The sequence below is a fragment of the Stieleria varia genome, from assembly GCF_038443385.1.
Taxonomy (GTDB): Bacteria; Planctomycetota; Planctomycetia; order Pirellulales; family Pirellulaceae; genus Stieleria; species Stieleria varia.
Window position 1 is genome coordinate 4587540 of the sequence record NZ_CP151726.1, and the last position, 22667, is coordinate 4610206.

The 22667-nt window shown below is 54.3% G+C and carries 18 protein-coding genes; 11 read left to right on the forward strand and 7 right to left on the reverse strand.

From position 1 onward, the window contains the following. Window positions 1–12: 12 nt before the first annotated feature. Window positions 13–1452 carry a sensor histidine kinase gene (locus tag Pla52nx_RS15415; RefSeq protein ID WP_231742821.1) on the forward strand — a complete coding sequence of 480 codons (1440 nt, stop codon included), beginning with the start codon at window positions 13–15 and terminating at the stop codon, window positions 1450–1452. A gap of 121 nt (window positions 1453–1573) precedes the next feature. Here the strand turns inward: Pla52nx_RS15415 and Pla52nx_RS15420 are convergent, their stop codons facing one another. Further along, window positions 1574–2563: a CvpA family protein gene (locus Pla52nx_RS15420; RefSeq protein WP_197455115.1), complete on the reverse strand. Its 990-nt coding sequence runs from the start codon at window positions 2561–2563 to the stop codon at window positions 1574–1576. A 165-nt stretch (window positions 2564–2728) separates the two neighbouring features. On the opposite strand from Pla52nx_RS15420, the gene Pla52nx_RS15425 reads away from it, so the two are divergent. From Pla52nx_RS15425 to Pla52nx_RS15450, 6 genes are all read left to right on the forward strand, one after another. Continuing rightward, window positions 2729–4237 carry a sulfatase family protein gene (locus Pla52nx_RS15425; protein WP_146523515.1) on the forward strand — a complete coding sequence of 503 codons (1509 nt, stop codon included), beginning with the start codon at window positions 2729–2731 and terminating at the stop codon, window positions 4235–4237. 633 nt (window positions 4238–4870) lie between these two features. Continuing rightward, entirely contained in the window at window positions 4871–5386 is a 516-nt protein-coding gene (locus Pla52nx_RS15430) for an ankyrin repeat domain-containing protein (protein ID WP_146523514.1), read from the forward strand. Window positions 5387–5396: 10 nt separating this feature from the next. Next, window positions 5397–5993 carry a suppressor of fused domain protein gene (locus Pla52nx_RS15435; protein ID WP_146523513.1) on the forward strand — a complete coding sequence of 199 codons (597 nt, stop codon included), beginning with the start codon at window positions 5397–5399 and terminating at the stop codon, window positions 5991–5993. A gap of 293 nt (window positions 5994–6286) precedes the next feature. Next, window positions 6287–6703: a hypothetical protein gene (locus Pla52nx_RS15440; RefSeq protein ID WP_146523512.1), complete on the forward strand. Its 417-nt coding sequence runs from the start codon at window positions 6287–6289 to the stop codon at window positions 6701–6703. Window positions 6704–7397: 694 nt separating this feature from the next. Beyond that, entirely contained in the window at window positions 7398–7706 is a 309-nt protein-coding gene (locus Pla52nx_RS15445) for a hypothetical protein (RefSeq protein WP_146523511.1), read from the forward strand. Window positions 7707–7773: 67 nt separating this feature from the next. Continuing rightward, window positions 7774–8373: a tetratricopeptide repeat protein gene (locus Pla52nx_RS15450; protein ID WP_231742819.1), complete on the forward strand. Its 600-nt coding sequence runs from the start codon at window positions 7774–7776 to the stop codon at window positions 8371–8373. 1275 nt (window positions 8374–9648) lie between these two features. Here the strand turns inward: Pla52nx_RS15450 and Pla52nx_RS15455 are convergent. Then, window positions 9649–11214: an IS110 family transposase gene (locus Pla52nx_RS15455; RefSeq protein ID WP_146521838.1), complete on the reverse strand. Its 1566-nt coding sequence runs from the start codon at window positions 11212–11214 to the stop codon at window positions 9649–9651. A gap of 917 nt (window positions 11215–12131) precedes the next feature. Next, the gene (locus Pla52nx_RS15460) at window positions 12132–12938 is read right to left on the reverse strand and encodes a transposase (RefSeq protein ID WP_342190412.1); all 807 of its coding nucleotides are present in this window, start codon (window positions 12936–12938) and stop codon (window positions 12132–12134) included. 342 nt (window positions 12939–13280) lie between these two features. Here Pla52nx_RS15460 and Pla52nx_RS15465 point away from each other — a divergent pair, with 342 nt between their 5' ends. The 4 genes from Pla52nx_RS15465 (at window position 13281) to Pla52nx_RS15480 (ending at window position 16710) form a co-directional block, all read left to right on the forward strand. Continuing rightward, a complete protein-coding gene (locus Pla52nx_RS15465; protein ID WP_342190413.1) occupies window positions 13281–14207 on the forward strand; it encodes an Rpn family recombination-promoting nuclease/putative transposase in 927 nt (308 codons plus the stop codon). Further along, window positions 14149–15204 carry a site-specific tyrosine recombinase XerC gene (gene xerC / locus Pla52nx_RS15470; protein ID WP_342190414.1) on the forward strand — a complete coding sequence of 352 codons (1056 nt, stop codon included), beginning with the start codon at window positions 14149–14151 and terminating at the stop codon, window positions 15202–15204. Before Pla52nx_RS15465 ends, xerC begins: the two co-directional genes overlap by 59 nt. Window positions 15205–15685: 481 nt before the next feature. Further along, window positions 15686–16105 (forward strand): hypothetical protein, encoded by a 420-nt coding sequence (locus Pla52nx_RS15475; protein ID WP_146523552.1) that lies wholly within the window; start codon window positions 15686–15688, stop codon window positions 16103–16105. Next, entirely contained in the window at window positions 16102–16710 is a 609-nt protein-coding gene (locus Pla52nx_RS15480; protein WP_146523553.1) for a hypothetical protein, read from the forward strand. Before Pla52nx_RS15475 ends, Pla52nx_RS15480 begins: the two co-directional genes overlap by 4 nt. Window positions 16711–17141: 431 nt before the next feature. On the opposite strand, the gene Pla52nx_RS15485 is transcribed toward Pla52nx_RS15480, so the two are convergent. From Pla52nx_RS15485 to Pla52nx_RS15500, 4 genes are all read right to left on the reverse strand, one after another. Further along, window positions 17142–17681 carry a hypothetical protein gene (locus tag Pla52nx_RS15485; protein WP_342190415.1) on the reverse strand — a complete coding sequence of 180 codons (540 nt, stop codon included), beginning with the start codon at window positions 17679–17681 and terminating at the stop codon, window positions 17142–17144. Between the two features lie 569 nt (window positions 17682–18250). Further along, window positions 18251–18619 carry a transposase gene (locus Pla52nx_RS15490; RefSeq protein WP_342190426.1) on the reverse strand — a complete coding sequence of 123 codons (369 nt, stop codon included), beginning with the start codon at window positions 18617–18619 and terminating at the stop codon, window positions 18251–18253. A gap of 2205 nt (window positions 18620–20824) precedes the next feature. Then, on the reverse strand, window positions 20825–21913 hold the full coding sequence (locus Pla52nx_RS15495) for a calcium/sodium antiporter (RefSeq protein ID WP_146523556.1): 1089 nt from the start codon (window positions 21911–21913) through the stop codon (window positions 20825–20827). A 141-nt stretch (window positions 21914–22054) separates the two neighbouring features. Next, window positions 22055–22576 carry a DinB family protein gene (locus Pla52nx_RS15500; protein ID WP_146523557.1) on the reverse strand — a complete coding sequence of 174 codons (522 nt, stop codon included), beginning with the start codon at window positions 22574–22576 and terminating at the stop codon, window positions 22055–22057. Window positions 22577–22667: the final 91 nt, after the last annotated feature.

Genomic DNA, 22667 nt, shown 5'->3' on the forward strand with positions numbered 1-22667 from the left:
GCAGCGACGGACGTGAATGCCATTCGCGACCATTTGGCGTTGCCGTTGATCTCGCCGGCAAGACTCGGCTCTTCGACTTGGCTGCTGTACTTGCGATCCTTTGCGGTCGTCGGGCAGTTGATGACCATCCTGATGGCAGGCTGGATCTCGGACATCGACTTGCCCTACGTGCCGCTGCTGGTTCTCGTCGGACTGACCGCCACGACCAACTTGATTTACGGCATTTGGTTACGACGTTGGAGTCCCACGGCGGAGCACGCGAGGATCGCTGAAGCGTCACCGCTTTCCAGCGTCGCGGACGTGGATGAAAACACGCCGGTGATCCGAAACGTTTCGCTGGCGTTGATGCTGTTGGACTTGGTCACCCTGACCGCGATGCTGTATTTCAGCGGTGGCGCAGAAAATCCCTTCAGCTTCTTTTACTTTGTCAATCTCGCCGTCGGTGGTGTGATGATCCATCCACGGGCGGCTTGGTCTTTGACGCTGACCGCGATCCTCGGGTACGCCTTCATTCTGCACTACTCGGTTCCGATCGACCTGTTTCAACGTTACAACGTCGCGCCGTCGGGAGTGGATGGGCTGGCGGCGGACGCATCATCCAATGGAATGATGGACATTCATCGTGTCGGATTGATGCTCGCCTTTTCAACCTGTGCCTCGGTCGTCACCTACTTCGTCACCCGTACCGCCGGTCTGCTACGTGACCGTGAACAACAGTTGCGTCGAACGGAGGCCGAGAAAGCAGCAAACCGACGGCTAGAAAGCTTGACGACGCTCGCTGCCGGGGCGGCGCACGAATTGGCGACCCCGCTGTCCACGATCGATGTCATCGCCCGAGAACTCACACGTCACCTGGACGATGTTCCCAAGCCGGTTTCGGTCGACAACGACCTGCAACTCATCGACCAGCAACTGGAGATCTGCCGCAACATCTTGGAACGCATGCGAGGTGCAGCCGGTGACTCAATGGCTCAGCGTTGGTACCGAACCACCGTCGGCGATTTGATCGACGCAAGCCTCGATGGCGTACGTGATCCGCATCGAGTGAACGTGGTGGACGGGCCAGATGATGTGGAGGGCCAGACGTTGTGGATGCCCGAGGAAGCAGTCGCGCAGGCGATTCGAAACCTGATTCATAACGGACTCGATGCCAGCGGCCCCAGTGGTCAAGTCACCTTGGAGTCGCGATTGGACACCGCAGCGCAACGCGTCGACATTCTGGTGACCGATCAAGGACAAGGGATGACCGAGGAAGTGCTCGGGCGTATCGGCGACCCGTTCTTTACCACCAAAGAACCCGGTCGCGGCATCGGGCTCGGTTTGTACTTGACCCGGAACGTCGTTTCACAACTCGGTGGCGAACTCCAATTCAGCAGCGAACCGGGTAGAGGCACCACCGCGATCGCTTCCCTGCCATTGGGAAAACAGGACGCGTCGACCAACCAAACCTGAATCGCCCCGTAACAACCCCGTCATGGGATTCGCCAGAATTCCCTCACGCCTTTGCATCCCCGCTCCAATCCCGTTTTCAATTTCGCCAGCAAAAAGTTCGTTGCACTTAAGCTGTCCACCCTTAAGCAGCCGGGCGATTGCGATCCATGGATTCGATTTGATTCATCAGCAACTGCTTTGCGCGCTTCATGAAGTCCTTTTGATCGACCATGTCTTTGATCGCAGGATTGCTCATCAAACGCAGTGCCGTTGCTCGGTCGATCGGCTGCCCCGACTGCAGGATCTCTTTGATCTCGGGATCGGCGAGCAAGTTCTGCATTGCGAGCTGAAACTCGGGTTCCTCTTGCAACTGCCTGATCGATGGATCGTCGATCATTCGTCTCAGGTTCTGTGGATCACTCAAAACACGAACCGCCTTCTGAGTGGTACCGACTTGGCGCAGGACGTCAAAGTACTCGAACGGATTGTACTGCTTGACGATCGGACCCACTTTACTGGTGCGGGTATTGTCGGCCAAATTGACCACCCATCGATTCGCTGCATTGGGCTCAACACCGTCCGCTTGCGTGGGCATCATGGGCTCTAGGTACAAGATACCGCCGAGCAGCAGCAAAGTCGCAAAAGCGGCTTGTCCCAAACCCGTGATGCACCCGACATATCGGTCCGCCACCGCCCAATTGCGTCGACGCTCCATGAAACGAGTGATGATCTTGTGGCTGAGAAAACAGACGAGTGCAGAAATCACGATCCCGATGACGGCGATCGACAGAAAACGATTGGTCAGACCGCTTGTTTCCAATACTCGTGAAAACTGATACTCGTACGTGGTGCCCAGTCCGGGGGCAAATCGGTACGCCAACGCAAACCCCAAAACGCACGAGAACAGCCTCGCCACACCGACGCGAAACCCGCTCAAGGCACTCAGGCCTGTGACCGCAATGAACGTTGCGGTCACAAAGTCACGTTGGTAGGCAAAGCAGGCGAACCCTCCCAGGGCTCCGATGACCAACGCCCACCTCAGCTTGGGAGGCATTCGAATCGGCTCCGGTTCCGGTCGGTCGTTGTCCAACTCCGCTTCGGAATAACGCTCAATGGCTGAAAAGTTGCTCATGTTGCCGAGCTCAGTGGGGGGGGCTTGGTTCGAAAATCGCGAATTTTCTGATTGCATGGCGTGTGACGCCACAGACAAATCTCTACCGACTACATTCAAACGTAGCTCGCAAAACGAGTGAATTGTTCGCTGAAAACGCCCCCTCCTGAAGAAACCTGACAAAAAATGTTGGCTCGAATTCTGTTCCTTACCTGGCTCGGATTAACTCTGACAGGCTTGGCTCCATTAGGTGTCGCTCTCGCCGATACTGCCAGCCGGCCCAACGTGATCGTTTTTATCGCGGACGACATCAGTTGGAATGATTTCGGTTGCTACGGGAACACGGCCGCCAGGACTCCAAATATCGACGCATTGGCAGAGTCCGGTATCCGCTTCGATCGAGCTTTCCTGACAGCCAGCAGTTGCAGCCCGTCACGCAGCAGCATCATCACGGGGCGATACCCGCACAACAACGGCGCGGCCGCCGAGCTTCACAAACCGATTTCGAAACACCTTCCCTGGTTGCCCGGCGTGCTTAGGGAATCCGGTTACTACACCGCTCAGTCTGGCAAACATCACATGACGACGACTGCGGCAAAGAATGAACAGCCGGTGTACTTTGACCTCGTCGATGGCGGTCGCCAGCCGGGCAACTCCGGTGGCCACGCGAATTGGGTTTCCGTCACAAGCGATCGCCCCAAAGACAAACCGTTTTTCTGTTGGTTTGCTTCCTACGATGCCCACCGGGACTGGGACGCGGACAAGCAGTGGGACGAATCCCAGTACGGCTCGATGCATCGGCCCAGCGACGTGATTGTTCCGCCATTCTTGATCGATGATGATGCCACCCGGCAGGACTTGGCGTCCTATTACAACGAAGTCACCCGGTTTGATCACTATGTCGGTGCCGTCGTCCAAACGCTGAAAAGGCAAGAGGTGCTGGACGACACGTTGATCTTTGTCTTGGCAGACAACGGCCGCCCATTCCCGCGAGCCAAAACGAGACTGCATGATTCGGGAATGAAGACCGCGTTGATTGCGCACTGGCCCTCCGGCATCCAATCCACCGGCGTCAGTGATTCCCAGGTCAGCGTGATCGATCTGGCCCCCACCATTTTGACAGCAGCGGGAGCGACTGTTCCACAAACGATGCAAGGCGTCTCGCTGCTGCCGGTTTTTGCCGACCGCTCCGCCAAGGTGCGTGACTACGCATTCTCCGAACACAACTGGCATGACTACGAAGCGCACGGGCGCGGTGTTCGCCACGGCGACTTCCTGCTGATCCAGAATTTCCGAACGCAATTGCCTTGGCAAGGACCAGCCGACTCGGTGCGTTCACCGTCACATCACAGTCTGCAGGCCGCTCGCGACGCCAAGCGACTCAATGCCGCTCAACAGGATGTCTTCTTGACGCCGCGACCGGAAATCGAGCTGTACAACTTTCGCCAGGACCCGCATCAGCTCGTCAACCTAGCCGGCCAACCGAAAACGGAGTCGACCCAAAAACACCTGCAAGAGATTCTGCGTCGTTGGATGGACGAGACCGGCGACAGCGTGCCAGAAAAAATCAGTCCCGATACCTTCGATCGTGAAACAGGAAAACACATCCCTGCTAGCGACGTCGACACGACCGGCGTGTTGACGCCCGGCAGCGACCGAAAGGCCGACCATGTTCTCGCTCCCGGCCCTCGCTAGTGCTGTGATTGTGAATCGACATCGATTGGAAACGAGCCAAATACCAGCACGAAGCGCACGCGAGTGAATAAAACGCCATGAATCATTTGCCTGGGCGTCATGCTGGAGCTAACAGGTCCCAGTAGGTCATGCTCTGCATGACGAAATCCGGTATCCCCATCATTAAGCAGGGTGTCTCGGGTTCGATGAAACGTCGATTCTTATCCGGCAACATTGGGTAGGCGTCATGCACAGCATGCCCTACCGGATCTCAGTCGCGGAGGCGACGGCAGAACGGGTTCGAAAAGGGGAAGGGGGTTTTGAAACAGGTTCGGATTTTGGATATTGTATCAGGTAATAAACGCAAGGTTTAGGTCGATCAGCAGCAATGCTGCGTCAGGCTCGACATCGTTAAGTGTGGATGTTCAGCTCTCGATAAAGTAGCATTTTGGTTCATTGCAGTAAAGCGAAAAGCGTAACGCGAAAAGCTTCACAACCTAGCCATCGCGCCGATGACCCATGTGCATAGCGCCGAATACGCCAGGCATATCTATCAACGACTTCGAGCAACGCGGCAGCCACCAAGCGATCTCACAGAGAATGTTATTGAAGCGTTAGCAAAGATTAGAAAAAACTTAGCGGAGGGCATGGAACTTGGCGACTAGAATCGATCAGCTTCTTTATGATTTCACAACATATGTGAAGACATCTCAGTCTGAGCAAGCAATTGAAGTGCTCAAGTGCTATCCCGAGCTAATTAGGCATACAGATTTTCTTGACGAGTTCCCGCTTATGATTGCATCTCGATATGACTGCACCCCTGTAGTGCAGTATCTGGTCGATCAAGAAATAGATATTAATCGAAGTAGTTCCAATTCGAACGCGCTCTCAATAGCTGCTCGTGAAGGCTCTTTGAACGCGGTGAATCTTCTGCTTGACGCCGGAGCCGACCCGGACCTCTGTCGAGCCATCGTGTCCGCTGTTCTAGCCAAAAACAACAAGCTCGAAATCATAAAAACGCTTCTGAATCATCATTGTGATGTCAATCAAGTTTTTCTAATGTTCAATGACCCAAGTAATAAGAGAACTGCCCTGGATTTTTGTCGCGCAGGTTCCGCTGAGGAATTGCTATTGCGAGAGAACGGTGCCGTTTCGGCAAAGTCATTGTAGGTAACAAAGAATGATCCCTCCGCACGCAACCGAAATCATTGAGTTTTTTGAGACCCGATATGGATCGGTCGAAAGTTTGTCGTACAATCAAATCGTGTTCGATACCATGCAAATTGCGGTATGCGTCGCTAGCAAAGGCAATGTAAGAACATTATTTACCGTGGGAATGAGTAATGAGTCGCTCAAGGTCCCCCAGGGGTTTGATGAGTTTCAATATGTGGAGTTGTTTATTCAGCTTCCGCAGACGCATGAGATAGAGATAGCTCCTGGAAGTTGTGGCAGTTGGCCCGTCGATTGGTTGATTAATGTTGCTAAATTTCCTCACCGCCAGAACACATGGCTAGGTGCTCCGGCAGTAATCTTAGCAAAAAATGGTCCTGACGACATTTTTTCTGACACTTGCAGATTTAGTGGAATGCTTTTGGTAATAGACTGCCAATGCTTGGCTGGGTATCGTAGTGTCAATCTCTATCGGATGTGTCCACTTTACTGGGATGAGATTGAGCTGGAAAGGGAAATTGGAACCCCTGCCTTTATGCAAAAGCTTGATGAACGAAAGGTATCATTTATTGTTGACTGCAATCGGCCAAGCATTGCAGCAAGGTGAACCGGATTCACCTCTCAAGAACTTTATTAATTGTTTGCCGAACCGTGATGGGTAGGGGGTAATGCCGTCGGGGTTGTCAATTGACAATGCGGAAACGTGAATGGATCAGCCAGTCGTTGTACGCAAGTTCGCCTCACGCTTGCGATGATCAACTGAGCGTTAGCGGCAGCTTCAATTCTGTTGTCGCCCCACACCTTTCAACAGACAACCGCTGCCCAGTTCGAAAAAGGGAACAGTTCGAAAAAGGGAAGAACAGTTCGAAAAAGGGAAGGGGGTTTTAAAGCGGGTTCCTGTTGATCCAAAATTTCAGAACGCAGTTGCCTTGGCAAGGACCTGCGGACTCGGTGCGTTTACCGTCACATCACAGTCTGCAAGCCGCTCGCGACGCCAAACAACTCAACGCCGCGCAACAGGATGTGTTCTTGGCACCGCGTCCGGAAATCGAACTGTACAACTTTCGCGAGGACCCACATCAGCTCGTCAACCTCGCCGGCCAACCGGAAACGGAGTCGACCCAAAAACACCTGCAAGAGATTTTGCGTCGTTGGATGGACGAGACCGGCGACAGCGTCCCTGAAAAAATCAGCCCCGATACCTTTGATCGTGAAACAGGAAAACGCATCCCTGCTAGCGACGTCGACACGACCGGCGTGTTGACGCCCGGCAGCGACCGAAAGGCTGACCATTTTCTCGCTCCCGGCCCTCGGTAAATTGAGCTTGCTTCCTAACCCGACGCGTAAGCGAGGGATTTTTCCGTTATCCCTCGCTTACGCGTCGTGCTGGTATCAAAGCTCAACTCGCAATTTTGGTACTAGCCCGGATTATTCATCAGCCGGCACGCGATAGCGTCCGGTTCTCGTGTACGTGCGGAAGAACCGGACGCTATCGCGTGGCGGCTGATATGCGCAGACTGCTTTCGTGCCATTCCGCGCAAGCCGTTTCACGCAAACGTGTTGCGATGACCGTTTTGAGTCGCGTGAATAATCCGGGCTAGTGGTCTGGGACAGCTAGAAGTTAGGTTTCAACGTAATGGATCTTGCCAAAGATCCCACCGCTACAGGATCTTTAACAAGATCCACTACCCAAAAATAAGTTGTCCCAGACCACTAGGCACCGTTCCTGCGTGGCTCTCTAAGCAAGCAAACAGCCGTTGACCGATTTGTAGAAAACGGACTGGTTTCCCATTGCTCGTCCGCTGCACCATGCGATAATCAGTCTCAGTCGGTGAAATCACTTGCCTGGAATGCACGTCGATGCACCGCTTATTCTTGAACAGCAATGGCTCGGTGCCAACTCTCTCCATGCTCTTCGCTATCCAGGCTCATTGCCCGACGCTGGCATTTGGTTCAGAGGCATCTAGGTAACGGCAAAACTGGCCTTCATTGCTGGCTCAGTTTTACGCTGATGCTGTCGATGTTGATCCAGGTCAATGTTTCCGCAGCGGCTGCGCCCGACAACGTGGCACGGAATCAATGGGCCGCAGATCAAATCGTTGGTCAGGATTCCTGCCAGCTCACCCAACCGGCCAAGCTGGATGCAGTCGCATGCATTGATGTTTCCAGTTGGCATATCAGCCAAATCCAAACCGGCCATACCGCCATCGCATGGACGGCGTTCTTGGATACGGGATGTTTTGCCGAGACGCGTTTCTCTGGCGTCACGTCTTACGACATCGTCACGCTTGTGGAATTGAACGTTCGATTGCAGATCTAGGAATCGTTTGCGTTTCCTTTTTCCTTCAGTGCTTGAACGTTCTACAAACCATTCCAAGGCTCAATGTATGTCCACGGCTAGAAAATCCAACAATCACTCGGCACCGCAATCATGCCAACCCGCGCCTGCCCACTCTCGTTTTGCGAGCAACCCGACTCTACGTAACGCATGGACGCTGATACAGCTGCGAGACTACGTTGCTGCGGCAAACATACTGGGATCCGCCGGACGTGATCCTCAGATTCGAAACGCGTTGAGCGTCTGCTTGATGCGATCCGGTTGCGTCGACCTTGCCGTCGATATCCTACGATCCATTGTCCTCAAGCCGGGGACTGTCGTCCAGCGTCCAGAAATGAGCGATGTGTGCAAACGTAATTTTGCGACAGCGTTGCTGATGTCCGGGTTTCCCAATGGTGCATTGGAGGTACTTGACGAGACAGCCGATCCTCAGCATCCAGTAGCCCAACAGCTCCGGCAAGCGATCAAACGTTGGGAACGGACGTTGTCATGGATTCGGCTGCTGGACTGGAAACTAAACGGAATCCATCCATCAGATAGTCGGGTTCCAATCGATTTCGAGCCAGGCGAGTTCGAATCGGACGCCAATCCAACGCGACCGGAAAAACCAGGTGGTTCGACCGATGGTTCGCTCAAGCTTGCGGCGTAGCTCCAGTAGGTCATGCTCCGCATGACGAAAGCCGGTACGCCCGTCATCATGCATGGTGTCATGAGTTCACGAAAATTCCGGTTCACATCCGGCAACACCGGGTAGCCATCAACGGTAGGCCTTATGCGTAGCATGATCTACCGGATCTCAGTGGTGGATGCGACGGCAGCATACAGCATCGTGCGCAAGCCTGGACTGTTCAAAGTTTGGGGTTGTGGCACTGTGGCGCGCCGCAAGTTTCTGTCACCTCTCCCGGCGCAGCTGGGGGAGGTCGAATCGAGCGAAGCAAGGATCAGAAAAGCACTGTCATGGTCGAACTTTGATTTGGCCGCCTTGGCGAGATACGCGCGTACCTCCATCGGCATTACCTCACGGTAACTTTTTTTGAACTCAAAGTCCAATGGTTTGTCCGCTGCCTAGGCACGTCTCTGGCAGCTTGGATGGTTCCGTCTCGCCACCCTGGTAGATATCCGAAGCTTAGAAGCCTCACACTGTCTTATCCGGCGTTGGAACCGCTGACAGAGCATCACGCTTTTTCCACGGGCTTATTGACTGCAGCTTCGAAAAGCCACGCCTGCCCTCGGGGAAGGATCGATGTTGTCAGTGTGCCGCTTGCGCAGCGATGACAAACCAATGTGGGCCCTAAGCTTCGGACGTCTTTGATTCTAACTCGCAATAAGGGGAAGAACTCGCAATAAGGGGAAGGGGGTCTTAAAAGCCGAGTCGTGGATAGTCGCGGATGCGACGGCAGCGTAAAGCATGGGGCGTCAGCCCCATGGGGTGCCACATTTCCGATTGCGAAAGCCGCGGGGAAAGGCTTCGCCGGGGTCAGACTCGGGATTCGGGATTCAACCGCAGTTCACTTCTTAAATCCCGAACCCTCCGCCGAGCGCGCGGACGTTGATTGAGGGTTTCTTTCTTTGACCAGAAAAAGCACTGTCATGGTCGAACTTTGATTTGGCCGCCTTGGCGAGATACGCGCGTACCTCCATCGGCATTACCTCACGGTAACTTTTTTTGAACTCAAAGTCCAATGGTTTGTCCGCTGCCTAGGCACGTCTCTGGCAGCTTGGATGGTTCCGTCTCGCCACCCTGGTAGATATCCGAAGCTTAGAAGCCTCACACTGTCTTATCCGGCGTTGGAACCGCTGACAGAGCATCACGCTTTTTCCACGGGCTTATTGACTGCAGCTTCGAAAAGCCACGCCTGCCCTCGGGGAAGGATCGATGTTGTCAGTGCGCCGCTTGCGCAGCGATGACAAACCAATGTGGGCCCTAAGCTTCGGACGTCTTTGATTCTAACTCGCTCGCTTCGCGAACTCCAAGTCGAATAAGAAGTGGGATCAGTAATTCGCCGATCGATGAGGTGCCCCGCCGCTTCTTGCCCGCCAGCTCTGCTAACGGCTTGCCTTCGGTTTGATGCACCGACTTGGGAAGCCATTGATAAGCCTCGTTCATGTGAGCGACGGTTTGATCCAGTGGCGTCGCGTGCGCGTGATGGAATTCACGTAGCTTGAACAGAATCGCCTCGCAATCAATGCCTCTGCCACGCCACACTTGGCGACCGCTGACGATCTGAAATACCATCCGATTGGCCCGGTTGGCCATTCGACAATTGCGATCTTGAGTTTTAATGTTTCGCGTCGCCCAGACGGCCGATAACCCGCGGTAGTAGGGATGGCACTTGATGAGGTTCTTGGCCAACAAGATGCAAGCCGCGCGGAGTCGTCGGTTGCAGTTCTTGGCAACCGTGTCGGTGCGGTCGACTTCGTCACTTTGGTATCGTGACGGATAAAGACCAGCACGACCGTTGATTGCGGTGGCGGAAGCATAGTGCTCAATCGGACCTGCTTCGCCGGCATACTCCGATGCTGAGACAACGTTGATGCCTTTGATCGAAAGCAGCAGAATGTACGGCGTTTTAGCGAGAAATGATGCCGATTGCCTTTCCGTTTGAGTGATCTGTGCAGAAAGCATGTCACGCAACTCCAGCAGTTGCTTCCACTGCTCGGTTAATAGTTCGATAAGTGGATCGGGCTCGGCCGCTTGCAGGCTCCATGCATAAATCTTGTCGAGCGTGCGTTCTTGGAATCGTGTTTTGGAGCGTCGCAAGTATTTTGCCAAGCCGGCCTGTTTGGCTTTCTTGATCGACTCGGCCGACGAGAAGTTTTTTGCGATCAGCATTGCAACCGAGTGGCTGAACAGTTTGTCTTCTTCCCAAAGGTCCGCGTAGCCTGGCATCGTCTGATGCATGAGAACTCTGATTTGAACATTCAGTCTGGAACGCTGCTTGACCAAGTTACGGCGGTGACGTGCGAGCCTTTGGAGCGAACGATAGGTCTCGTCGACTGGAAACACCGACAGTCCGTATCCAGCGGCAGCGGCGAGGAAGATCGCTTCGAGATCGTTGTCATCGGTTTTGTTGTCCGGGTGCAGTGCTCCTCTGTAGTGTGCCGATGCGAAGGGATGAACCGTGCGTGTGTCAAAGCCCGCCTTGCGAAACGCACGTTGCACCGGCTTGTGGTAGATACCGGTCATTTCGACGGCGACGATAGAGTCCTGTATTCCTTCTGCTTGGCAAGCTTCGAGGACTCGCATGACCATTGCATCGAGCGTCCCACGTTCGTGATCCACTTCGGTCGGTTCGATGATGACACGTCCGTAGAAATCGCAGAGCATCCATTTGGATCGCCGCTTTGCACAGTCGACCGCAACGATCCCAAATCGTTGCGGACCGACCTTCAGGACTCTTTCCTGGATGACGCCACCGGGCTTGCCGATGTAGCGTCGTTTGGAAGACTTGTTGCTGTTCTTTCTGGTAGACTTGGTACGAGAGACCATCTGAATTGCTCCATTGGTTGGAAGGTAAAAAGCTCTTCCAATGGAGCGTTTGGATGGTCCTTTCTCTAGATTTTTTTTGATCTAGGGGACATACCAGGGGAACGGACCAGAAAAAGGGGAACGGGGTTTTATTCGCACCTCTTGCCCAAAGGCACGTACGTGTTCGAGTACAGCGTGCGATGATGCCTAGGTTTGGCTGTCGAAAGCCGGGCTGCAAAAGGTTGGGCGGGCGGCATTCACGGTCTACGCAAGATGGATTCTTTGCTTCCGCCGGGCTTGCCCCGGTTCGGAGCAACAAATGGCAGCTACCCTCAACACAAACGCATTCACTTCCCCACCGCCCGCGAATCGCCGAAGGCGATTCGCGGGCGGTGGGGAAGTTTTTTTGGCGTGCGTTGGTAGCCGTCAGTTGTTTCCTCCGCCGAGACAAGCTCGACGGAAGGAGTTTCGAATCAGGAAAAGGAGAACGGCGTTCTATTCGAACCTCTTTGATCACGGACTTGCCCGTTCCGGGGCGTCCGACCACTACGGAAAGGCTTCGCCGGGGTCAGACTCGGGATTCGGGATTCAACCACACTCGACTTCTTAAATCCCGAACTCTCTGCCGAACGCGCGGACACTGATTGAGGGTTTCTTTCTTTGGTTGGCTGCCAGCTAGATTCTGCTGGCTTACCTGGTTGCCAAGGTTGCCCAGTGTGACTTGGGTAAGCAACGCGGTTTCTTGCTCTTGGTTGGTTCGATTGCAGGTGATGCGATCTCTCTGAGTGACTCGAAACGGTCTCGCCAAGGCGGTTGAATTTGCTGTTTGGTGCCAATTTCATCGTGATGTGATTGCATAGACGATGGATGAGCCTGATCGGTTTGTGTTTGGAAACCAATGGGTGCGGAACAACGCGATTGATAATTTGAACTCGATGTCACGGTGGTCTCGCGGTTGCTTCGGGCCACTCTACTTCTTCGCTCACCAATTCGATCGCCTGTTCGATCAAGCTCAACCAATGAGCATCAGGCTGAATCAGTCCAGATCGCATGCCATTGATGAATGCGTTCTTGCTTGGCATCGATATCCGCTGCCCGATCACCGCAGCCAGTGCCCGTCGCCAATGGGGAACAACCTGAGTCGTTGTGGCTTGCGTCTGCTGCCATGTCACCACCCAGTGCGCGACCGCCAACAGCGAGACCGTCAGCGATCCTTCCAACTGGCCGGCCGGGTCGACCAAGCCGTTGCACTTCTTGCAGCGATAGTCGTGAGGTTCCTTGGTTGTTGATTCTTCCAAAGGCGATTGCGAATCCAACTCTGTCGGGTCGTCCGATTCGGGATGCGATTGTTTCCACAGCTTGCGGCACAACTCCTGGTACTTTTTACGCACATTCGGGGCGAAGCAGCCTGCGTAGCGGGTGCGTGGCATTCCATGTGGCAGAATGTGTCTTGAGAACGCGTAACAGAACTCTTTTGGCGGCATCGATACTTCCACACGCGACTGGTCGCGATAGTCCTTCGCGTCGAACACCACCTCATCATCGTTTACACGGATCAATCGCCCGTCACCGATCGCCACGCCCGCCACGTACTTGGCCAAGTAGCCGAAGACGTGTTGATTCTCACTCTGCCCACGATACTCAGGCGGTGTGCCTTGGATGTCGGCGATCCAGTCTTTGTTTTGCACCGTTGTCAAAACGGACTGCAAAGCCGACTCGTCCGCCAGGTTTATCGGCAATCGCAATTCTCGTTATCCGTTGCTCCGTGGGGCAGGTTTTTAACCTGCCAGGTTTCCCGTCAGCTCGGCAGGTTAAAAACCTGCCCCACGTCTTTTTCGGCTGATAACAGGTCATCAGGCGTCTAAGCCGACTGGTGCGACGTCGTCACGGTTTCGTGTTAGCCGACCGAGGATTCCAAAAGCAACACCGGTAGCGGAGAACACGCCGCAGGCAAACCAGGACTTGGCCGCGTCCCAAGGTGCCGGCAGTGAACCGGCCTAGTGGCGCGATGTCTCCCTCTCCATGGCTCTGATTTGTGTAACATGGAGTTCGTGTTCGTCCGTTGTGCCTATGCTTGGAAGCCATCTATGCCGCTCGGAATTCGACCGACCGTTGATTTTGCCTTCAAAAAAATCTTTGGTTCTCCACAAAACTCTGCTGCGTTGATCGGGTTGCTCAATGCCATCCTCGATCTCGATCGACCGATCGTTTCCGTCGAGATTCTTAATCCTTTCAGCTACCAGGAGTTTGCCGAAAGCAAACTGATTGTGCTCGATATCCGTTGCCGCGATTCCTCTGGTCGCATGCTCAATGTGGAGATGCAAGTATCGGTCTACGCGGGCCTGATTGAGCGACTGGTTTACTATGCCTGTAGCATGTACGTCGACCAACTGTCCAAAGGCGGAAACTACGCCCTGGCCGCGCCCTCGATCTCAATTTGTCTGCTCAGCCGCGTTCTTTTCTCCCAAACCACCCAAGCTTACCACCGTTTTCAGCTCCTGGACCAACGGAGCGGTCGTTCAATTTCCAACGGGATCGAAGTCCACACGGTAGAATTGACGAAGTATGCCTTGGCAGAGCAGACGATCTCCAGGGCGAGTAAACTGAATCAATGGGTATTCCTGTTGCTACACGCCCAGGATTACGACGGGGAAGCTCTCCGCCGATTGCTCCCCGGGATCGAGTTTGAGCCAGCGATTTCCACGATAGAAACCATCTCCGCTAAAACGGAAGACAAGCAAATGTACGATCAACGCGAAAAGGCTCAAAGAGACTATGAGTGGGCCATTTCAGGTGCCCGTGAGGAAGGACGCGAGGAAGGACGCGAGGAAGGGCGTGAGGAAGGACGCGAGGAAGGACGTGAGGAAGGCAAATTAGCAGGCCAAATCCAGCTTCTCGAGCAGCTCTTGGGAGAGGCCCCCACTGGTGACGGGGAACTGCTTCCGCAAGGCATCGATGCACTTACGAAGCGAATGTCAGACCTTCAGAAGCGACTGCGCGACAGGGAATCTTGATAAGTCTCCGGTCTCCGGCTCTCCGGAGAGGGCATGGGAGTTTTTAGCGTTCGGCGACACCAACGACCCACGCGGCTTCTATCGCCTGTTGGTCGAGCACACCGATCGGCTTCGCATTCGCAACTACAGCGAAGCGACGATCAAGAAGCGAATCACCTACGTTCGCGGCTTCGCAATCTGGTGCCAAGACCGCGACCTGACGTGCGTGATCCACATCACCAAGCCGATCTTGGAAAGCTACCAACGTCACCTGTACCGGTACCGCAAATCCAACGGCCAGCCGTTGAGTTGGGGCAGTCAACATCTTGCGCTCAAAGAAATCCGAACGTACTTCGCCTGGCTCGCCAAGATGAACCATATCGCGTTCAGTCCCGCCGCCGACTTGGAGCTCCCCCGGCAACCCAAGACGCTTCCCAAAGCGATCCTGACGGCCGACGAAGTCGAGCAGGTGCTCGCCGGACCAGACACGCGGACACCGATCGGTCTGCGAGATCGAGCGATCTTGGAGACGTTTTACTCGACCGGCATCCGTCGCTCTGAACTCTGTGCGCTACGTCTGGACGAGATCCATGTGGAGCGTCGGGCGTTGTTCATCGATCGGGGCAAAGGCCAAAAGGACCGCTACATCCCGATCGGCACCAGAGCGTTGCTCTGGATCGCCCGCTATGTCGACGGCGTCCGCGACAAGTTCTCAACCCCCAAGAGCGACAACACGCTATTCCTGACGATCCACGGCACGGAGCTCGAGCCGGACACGATCACGGAGTACGGTCGCCGCTACATCCAAGCCGCTGGCATCGACAAGCCGGGTGCGTGTCACATCTACCGACACACCATGGCGACACTGATGCACGAGAACGGCGCGGACTTGACGTTGATCCAGCAGATCCTGGGTCATGCCAAGAGCGACACGACGCAGATCTACGCCAGAACGTCGATCCGCAGGTTGCAGGAAATCCACGACAAAACGCATCCCGCAGAGCGAGAAGAAGACTAACCGCATCGCAGTTGGATGCCATACAATGAGTCACATGCAACGACGACAAAAAATCCCCCGCCGCCAACCCGTCACCGTCGCCCACGCGCGCGGGGGAAGTCGTCGTTGCCATCAGCCCGTGCGAAATCACGTCTTACCAACGCCCCACCGCCTCAAACGCCGCTGCACCTTCAACGCAGTCACTCAAGTGGAGTCTTGCTCCAGAGATCCGATCGGGTATTGGGATGGGCATTCACTTTATCGGTTCTATGCGTCGACTACTAAAACTGATCCCAGTGGCCTCACTACGAAGAGTAAGGCCAAGTTCAGTTGTCGTGCAGATCCAGGGTGTGGTTGCCCCGGGACCATATCCGCACCTGAATATGATTTGGCAACTTGGGATAGCATTGTAGACGGTCCAGGCTCGATGGTCGGTTTAAAGCTGACTCTAAAATTCACTCCAGACGATGGAGAAAGCTGTAGATGCGAGAAGTTCGCATTCATGCAGATTGCTGAAGCGAAACCAGGTCCCTGGAAGACAATACCACTCATAGATGGTCCTTTTGTCGACGGTGACGCCAAACCATATTACTGGACTCCCGATCATCTGCATTGGCCTGATGATATCGAAGTTAGAGATGAACCGAATCAGCATCGCAGTCGAGGCAACCTGAACGGTTCAATGACGTTCGAGACCTGCGCTTTGTGTATTCGTTCTGGCGAGGTTGACGCGGTATTGGGATGCGTGACTTGGGGTTATAAGTTCACCAAGGACGATCCATCAAAAGACGAGCTAATTCCAATGGACACATCTGTCCAGCCCTCAGACAAATTTCTAAAAACTGTGTGGAAAGAATACTCTAAACATGACCTCAAACCGTGTGACCCAATACCGAGTTCATATGCGCCTCCACTGGAATGAAAGTGCAAATGATGAAAACTGGTCTACTTTGGTTAATTGCCTTAACTGTGGTCGTGATCGCAGTGATGTGGTTTATTCTGCGAGATTCACCCGCTGATGGTGAAACTCAATCCAGATTTGGAAAAGCCGACGGGATTAGCGTCCGCTGCGAGATCATCGAAGCAACCGACAATATCTTACTTGAACTCCGATACGGCTTAATAAGCGACAGCGGAGTTGAAATTTACATGTCTCAAGATGGCGCGGCTCGATGGCAAGCGTACGCCCAACCATTGGGAGTGGATCATTCGGCCTATCGACATGATGTCGAATGCAAAGTCGAAGGCGATCAGTTGTATTTAAAGAGTACCGGGTCCGCAGGAACGTTTGCTGAGTGGAGAGATGTTTTCTCCGGTGATCTGATTCAGCGGAAGCAAGTTCCTGAGCTCTTGGGTATTAGAAAGCGGAAAGTCGATGAGACTGAATCAGACAATTTGAGGATTCAAGACCGGATTGAAGGATTCCGGAAGGGCAATCTGACGGACGAAACAAAGGTGTCAGGACGAAACAAAGGTGTCGGACGAAACAAAGGTGTCGGACGAAACAAAGGTGTCAGGACTCAATAACGAGAGGTAGCAGGGCGATTGCACGGCGATTTACCGACTGAAAACGGCCTTTTCCATGTAGTCATCGTCCCACCCGGCGGTGAGCCGCCTGTTCACTTCTTAATTCCCGAACCCTCCCGCAAGCGCGCAGACGTTGAGTGAGGGCTTCTTTCTTTGGGACGCTGCCAGCTAGATTTTGCTGGTTTAGCTGGTTGCCGAGACTGCCCAGTGTGACTTGGGTAAGCAACGCGGTTTCTTGCTCTTGGTTGGTTCGATTGCTGGTGATGCGATCACTCTTGGCGACGCGAAACGGTCTCGCCAAGGCGGTTGAATTTGCTGTTTGGTGCCAATTTCATCGTGATGTGATTGCATAGACGATTGATGAGCCTGATCGGTTTGTGTTTGGAAACCAATGGGTGCGGAACAACGCGATTGATAATTTGAACTCGATGTCACGGTGGTCTCGCGCTTGCTTCGGGCCACTCTACTTCTTCGCTCACCAATTCGATCGCCTGTTCGATCAAGCTCAACCAATGAGCATCAGGCTGAATCAGTCCAGATCGCATGCCATTGATGAATGCGTTCTTGCTTGGCATCGATATCCGCTGCCCGATCACCGCAGCCAGTGCCCGTCGCCAATGGGGAACAACCTGAGTCGTTGTGGCTTGCGCTTGCTGCCATGTCACCACCCAGTGCGCGACCGCCAACAGCGAGACCGTCAGCGATCCTTCCAACTGGCCGGCCGGGTCGACCAAGCCGTTGCACTTCTTGCAGCGATAGTCGTGAGGTTCCTTGGTTGTTGATTCTTCTAAAGGCGATTGCGAATCTGCTTCCAAAGGATCGTCCGACTCGGGATGCGATTGCTTCCACAGCGTGCGGCGTACTTGGAAAGGGGAAGGGAATTTTTTAGAGTTTTGTGACAGACGCACACTTCTGCGATTCTTCCGCAACAGAGTCAGAGTCCACTCTCGAATATTTTGCGCGGCGCTCAATGGTTCAGACCGGAGATGGTAGAAGATTACTGGTAGAAAATGTCACAGAAAACGGCTCGCCCGTGCAGTCGCTACCAGTAATCTTCTACCAAATCGCACTTCGCCAACTGAGTTCTTCGAAAAGGGGAAGGGGAGGGCTAGCTTCTTCCGCTGATCTGAATGCTCGCGAAGCTTGTCTCCCCCAAATACAGAACCAAATCCTGCCTTGCCGGTAACTGCTGGCCAGCCGCCTTCATCCAGCCTGCTTGCAGTTCTGCTGATTAGTGTTCGATTCGTGCCCATTAGTGTTCCCAAAGCAAGCCACACTCAAAGCAATGAGATACAGGTCGGCCTGCTGATCAATAACGACGCATCGCAAACGTGAGAACGGATCGTACTTCAAGAGAAGCAAAACCACTAATCTTCACTGATCGAACACTAATCGGAGTACTTCTTCGAAAAGGGGAACGGGGTTTCTAACGCGATTAGATTGAATCCCGCTAGGGATCGCAGAAGGTAGCCGCGGGTCGCCGAAGGCGCACCCGTGGTATGCTTCACGGTCATAGGCAGCAACAATTCTTTTCACGTCCCTAGCGGGTGCGAGGCATCCCGTGCGGCAGGATGTGTCGGGAGAACTCGTAGCAGAACTCCTTGGGCGGCATCGACACTTCCACATGCGACTTGTCGCGATAGTCCTTCGCGTCGAACACCACCTCGTGATCGTTGACGCGGATCAATCGCCGATCACCAATCGCCACGCCCGCCACGTACTTGGCCAGGTAGCCGAGGACGTGCTGATTCTCGCTCTGGCCACGGTACTCCGGCGCTGTGCCTTGGATCTTTGAAAAGGGGAAAGGGGTTTTATTCGCACCTCTTGCCCAAAGGTACGTACGTGTTCGAGTACAGCGTGCGTGTGTAACATCGCGGGCAGTATCAAACCGGTCTGGGCAGCATCCAATGCATGTACGCCCCGAGTTCTACAGCCACAGCGAAAGCGTTGAGCTACGGGGACGGTGAACCTTGTCACCCCGCGATGATGCCTAGGTTTTGCTGTCGAAAGCCGGGTTGCAAAAGGTTGGGGGTGGCGGCATTCACGGTCTACGCAAGATGGATTCTTTGCTTCCGCCGGGCTTGCCCCGGTTCGGAGCAACAAATGGCAGCTACCCTCAACACAATCGCATTCACTTCCCCACCGCCCGCGAATCGCCGAAGGCGATTCGCGGGCGGTGGGGAAGTTTTTTTGGCGTGCGTTGGTAGCCGTCAGTTGTTTCCTCCGCCGAGACAAGCTCGACGGAAGGAGTTTCAAATCAGGAAAAGGCTTCGTCGGGGTCAGACTTGGGATTCGGGATTCAACCGCAGTTCACTTCTTCGGGAAAGGCTTCGTCGGGGTCAGACTCGGGATTCGGGATTCAACCTCACTCGACTTCTTAAATCCCGAACTCTCTGCCGAACGCGCGGACACTGATTGAGGGTTTCTTTCTTTGGTTGGCTGCTAGCTAGATTCTGCTGGCTTACCTGGTTGCCAAGGTTGCCCAGTGTGACTTGGGTAAGCAACGCGGTTTCTTGCTCTTGGTTGGTTCGATTGCAGGTGATGCGATCTCTCTGAGTGACTCGAAACGGTCTCGCCAAGGCGGTTGAATTTGCTGTTTGGTGCCAATTTCATCGTGATGTGATTGCATAGACGATTGATGAGCCTGATCGGTTTGTGTTTTGAAACCAATGGGTGCGGAACAACGCGATTGATAATTTGAACTCGATGTCACGGTGGTCTCGCGCTTGCTTCGGGCCACTCTACTGCTTCGCTCACCAATTCGATCGCCTGTTCGATCAAGCTCAACCAATGAGCATCAGGCTGAATCAGTCCAGATCGCATGCCATTGATGAATGCGTTCTTGCTCGGCAGCGTGCAACGCAGCGCAAGCACTTCGGGGAGTGCCCAGCGCCGGGAGGCGAAAAGGTGGTTTTATTCGCACCTCAAAATACTGCAATCTGATGTGCGATCTGAGTGAAGGCTGCTGAAGATGAAACGCAGAGAGCGCAGAGGGAAAGTTTGCTGCTGCCACGGTGGCTTCCTTTGAGACTGTCATCTCCACCCCCGCAGCCTTTTTCTTTTTTGATTCTCACGCGAAGGCGCTAAGACGCGAAGAAAGAGGCTCGTCCTTCGCGTCTTAGCGTCTTCGCGTGCAAACATTCGAGACACGACAGATTCCTTGCGCTGAACAGATAGAGTCATCAATACGACATGCTCCGCAGTTCCAGTAGGTCATGCTGTGCATGACGCCATCGATACATCACAACCAGCACACCGGACGTCACCGAGCGTAGTTCCTGAGAACAGGTCACCCCACGTGTTAATGCGCGTGCCGTATTTCGTCATGCACAGCATGACCCACGATTACTTCGCCTTGAACAGATAGCTGCGGAGCAGCGATAGGGCAAAGTATGGGGCGTCAGCCCCTTGGGGTGCCACATTTCCGCGTCTGAAAAGCCGCAGAGCGGCGACAGAGACGGCACGATATCGCCCGCAATCTGTCGCCACCTTCGGGGCTCAATCGGTATCGTTGCGGAACGAGACCTGGGACTTACGTCCCAGGCTTTACGCTTCCGCCGGCTCCGCGGCTTTCTATTGCCTGTGCGTTCACTTCTTAAACTTCTTAACTTCTTAAATCCCGAACCTTCTGCCGAGCGCGCAGACGTTGATTGAGGGTTTCTTTCTTTGGAGTGGTACCAGGTAGAGCTTGCTGGTTTACCTGGTTGCCGAGACTGCCCAGTGTGACTTGGGCAACCAAAGCGTTGGCTTGCTCTCGGTTGGTGGGATTGCAGACGAAGTTGAGGGTTCTCGCCGAATCCAGAACACTGGGCCATCAGAAAGGTGTGTCGAAATTCGTCATGCGGAGCATGACCAGCGATTGCCAGCGATTGCTGTCAAGCTCTGTCGCTGCTTCGCAGCTTCTGGGCGAAATCGTATCTCATAATCATGGGGTTCGCACCCCATGCTTTACGCTATCGCTGCTCCGCAGCTACCCGATGCGTTGTAGCAACTAGTGGCCGCGTTCTGCATGACGAATTCCGTTGCTCCATGGGGCAGGTTTTCAACCTGCCACTTTTTTGCGACTCCTCGGCAGGTTGAAAACCTGCCCCACGACGTTGTGGCTGATATCAGGTCACTGGTGGTCTTGGCCGACTGGATCGACGTCGCCACGGTTTCGTGTTAGCCAACCGAGGATTCCAAAAGCGACACAGGTAGCGGGAAACACGCCGTAGGCAAACCAGGACTTGGCCGTCCCCGCCCAAGGCATTAGCAGTGATCCGGAAATCAGCAGCGCGGTGTACGAAACAAATAGCGTCAACATCACGGCGCCTTCGGTTCGGCTGACGATCGCGCCACTGAAAAAAATCGGCAGGCATAGCAACGCAGTCGAAACCATCACGACCATGTCAAACCTCAGCGTCTCCGCCGCGACGGGGACGCCGTTGTTGGAGACGATTGCTGCCGTCGCCAGAACCATCAACAGATTGAACACGTTACTGCCAACGACGTTTCCCACCGCGATATCACGTTGCCCTTTGAATGCCGCGACGACAGAGGTCGCCAGTTCTGGTAGTGACGTGCCAGCGGCGACGATCGTAAGTCCGATCACGATGTCGCTGACACCCAACGAGCGGGCGATCGTCGTCGCGGATTCGACGAGCAATTGGGCGCCCCAAACGAGCAGCCCTAATCCGATTGCCAACTGCAGCAGGCTGACGACCACGCTCATGCCTCGCGGCGAGACACTTTCTGATGTTTCGCTGCTTTGATCGGGAACTTGTCGCCGACCCTCTCGAACCAACCAACCGGTGTACGTCAGAAAGACCAGCAGCATGCCGACTCCTTCCCATCGCTGGATTGTTCCGTCGACGGCGGCAAGCCATGCAGCGATGGAAACAATGATCATGATCGGAACGTCTAATCGGATCAGTTGAGCAGATACCGACAGCGGTACAATCACAGCCGACAATCCCAAGATCAGCAGCACATTGAAGATGTTGCTGCCGACGACGTTCCCGAGTGCGATCGCGGAATCTCCCTTGAGACCCGACACGGTCGAGACCGCCAACTCAGGTGCGCTGGTACCAAACGCTACGACGGTCAAACCGATGACCAACGGCGACACCCTTGCAATCTCCGCCAGGGAAACCGCTCCTCGTACGATGATCTCAGCTCCAACGACCAACACCACCAACCCAAGTAGCAATAGAGCGTAGACCATTTGGCGAGAAATGCACCTCTGCAGAAAGGGGACAATGTTTGGCAACAGACGGATCGGCAAACAAACGCAAGGTATTTCGCGAATCCTACGCCACACCTGTTTCAATGAAAAGCGGCAAAGTTTGAAACACCCTGCCGTAACTTACGCAGGACCGAGTCCCATCGCTCGTCGCCAGGCGCTCATTTGGCCCATGTGCAACATGAAGTGCCCGCCGAGATAAAATCCGTGCATCGCACCGACGGTGGGAAACTTGCCTCGCATGGCTTCGTTTCCGTTTGGCTGCAGAAACAAATCGTCATCGGCTGACTCCAGCGTCTCGATCGCCAATTGATGGCTTTTCATCAACGCATCGACGACTTCGCCCATCGGCGGGTACAGCGTTCCCTCCGGATCGTCCACGCAGCTAGCGTCTTTGGAATACACCGCCAAAAAACCATCGGACGGTTGCACGGAACTGGCATCACCGCCCAATTCAGCGATCACGCGTGGAGCGTAGAGGCTCAAATGCCCGAAAATGAAGGAGGGGTGATTGGACTCGATGATCGTACTGCCAACTCGGGCAAATCTCGCAAAATCCTGCTCACGAACGTCTTTCAGCAAACGCTCTGCGTATCCCAAGCTCAAACGCGCCGACGCAGCAATCATTGGACCGATGTTGGACATCAAAAATTTTCTCCAGAAACGAAACGTGTCACCTGTGAACGTTTTACAATGATGTGCTCCCCACCGCCATCCACCAAGAGTGAGACCCCGC

Coding starts and splice junctions, on each gene's coding strand:
- Pla52nx_RS15420 (WP_197455115.1), bottom strand. CDS start 2,563: ATGAGCAACTTTTCAGCCATTGAGCGTTATTCCGAAGCGGAGTTGGAC.
- Pla52nx_RS15450 (WP_231742819.1), top strand. CDS start 7,774: ATGTCCACGGCTAGAAAATCCAACAATCACTCGGCACCGCAATCATGC.
- Pla52nx_RS15455 (WP_146521838.1), bottom strand. CDS start 11,214: ATGGTCTCTCGTACCAAGTCTACCAGAAAGAACAGCAACAAGTCTTCC.
- Pla52nx_RS15435 (WP_146523513.1), top strand. CDS start 5,397: ATGATCCCTCCGCACGCAACCGAAATCATTGAGTTTTTTGAGACCCGA.
- Pla52nx_RS15465 (WP_342190413.1), top strand. CDS start 13,281: ATGCCGCTCGGAATTCGACCGACCGTTGATTTTGCCTTCAAAAAAATC.
- Pla52nx_RS15475 (WP_146523552.1), top strand. CDS start 15,686: ATGCAGATTGCTGAAGCGAAACCAGGTCCCTGGAAGACAATACCACTC.
- xerC (WP_342190414.1), top strand. CDS start 14,149: ATGCACTTACGAAGCGAATGTCAGACCTTCAGAAGCGACTGCGCGACA.
- Pla52nx_RS15495 (WP_146523556.1), bottom strand. CDS start 21,913: ATGGTCTACGCTCTATTGCTACTTGGGTTGGTGGTGTTGGTCGTTGGA.
- Pla52nx_RS15500 (WP_146523557.1), bottom strand. CDS start 22,576: ATGTCCAACATCGGTCCAATGATTGCTGCGTCGGCGCGTTTGAGCTTG.
- Pla52nx_RS15425 (WP_146523515.1), top strand. CDS start 2,729: ATGTTGGCTCGAATTCTGTTCCTTACCTGGCTCGGATTAACTCTGACA.
- Pla52nx_RS15445 (WP_146523511.1), top strand. CDS start 7,398: ATGCTGTCGATGTTGATCCAGGTCAATGTTTCCGCAGCGGCTGCGCCC.
- Pla52nx_RS15480 (WP_146523553.1), top strand. CDS start 16,102: ATGAAAGTGCAAATGATGAAAACTGGTCTACTTTGGTTAATTGCCTTA.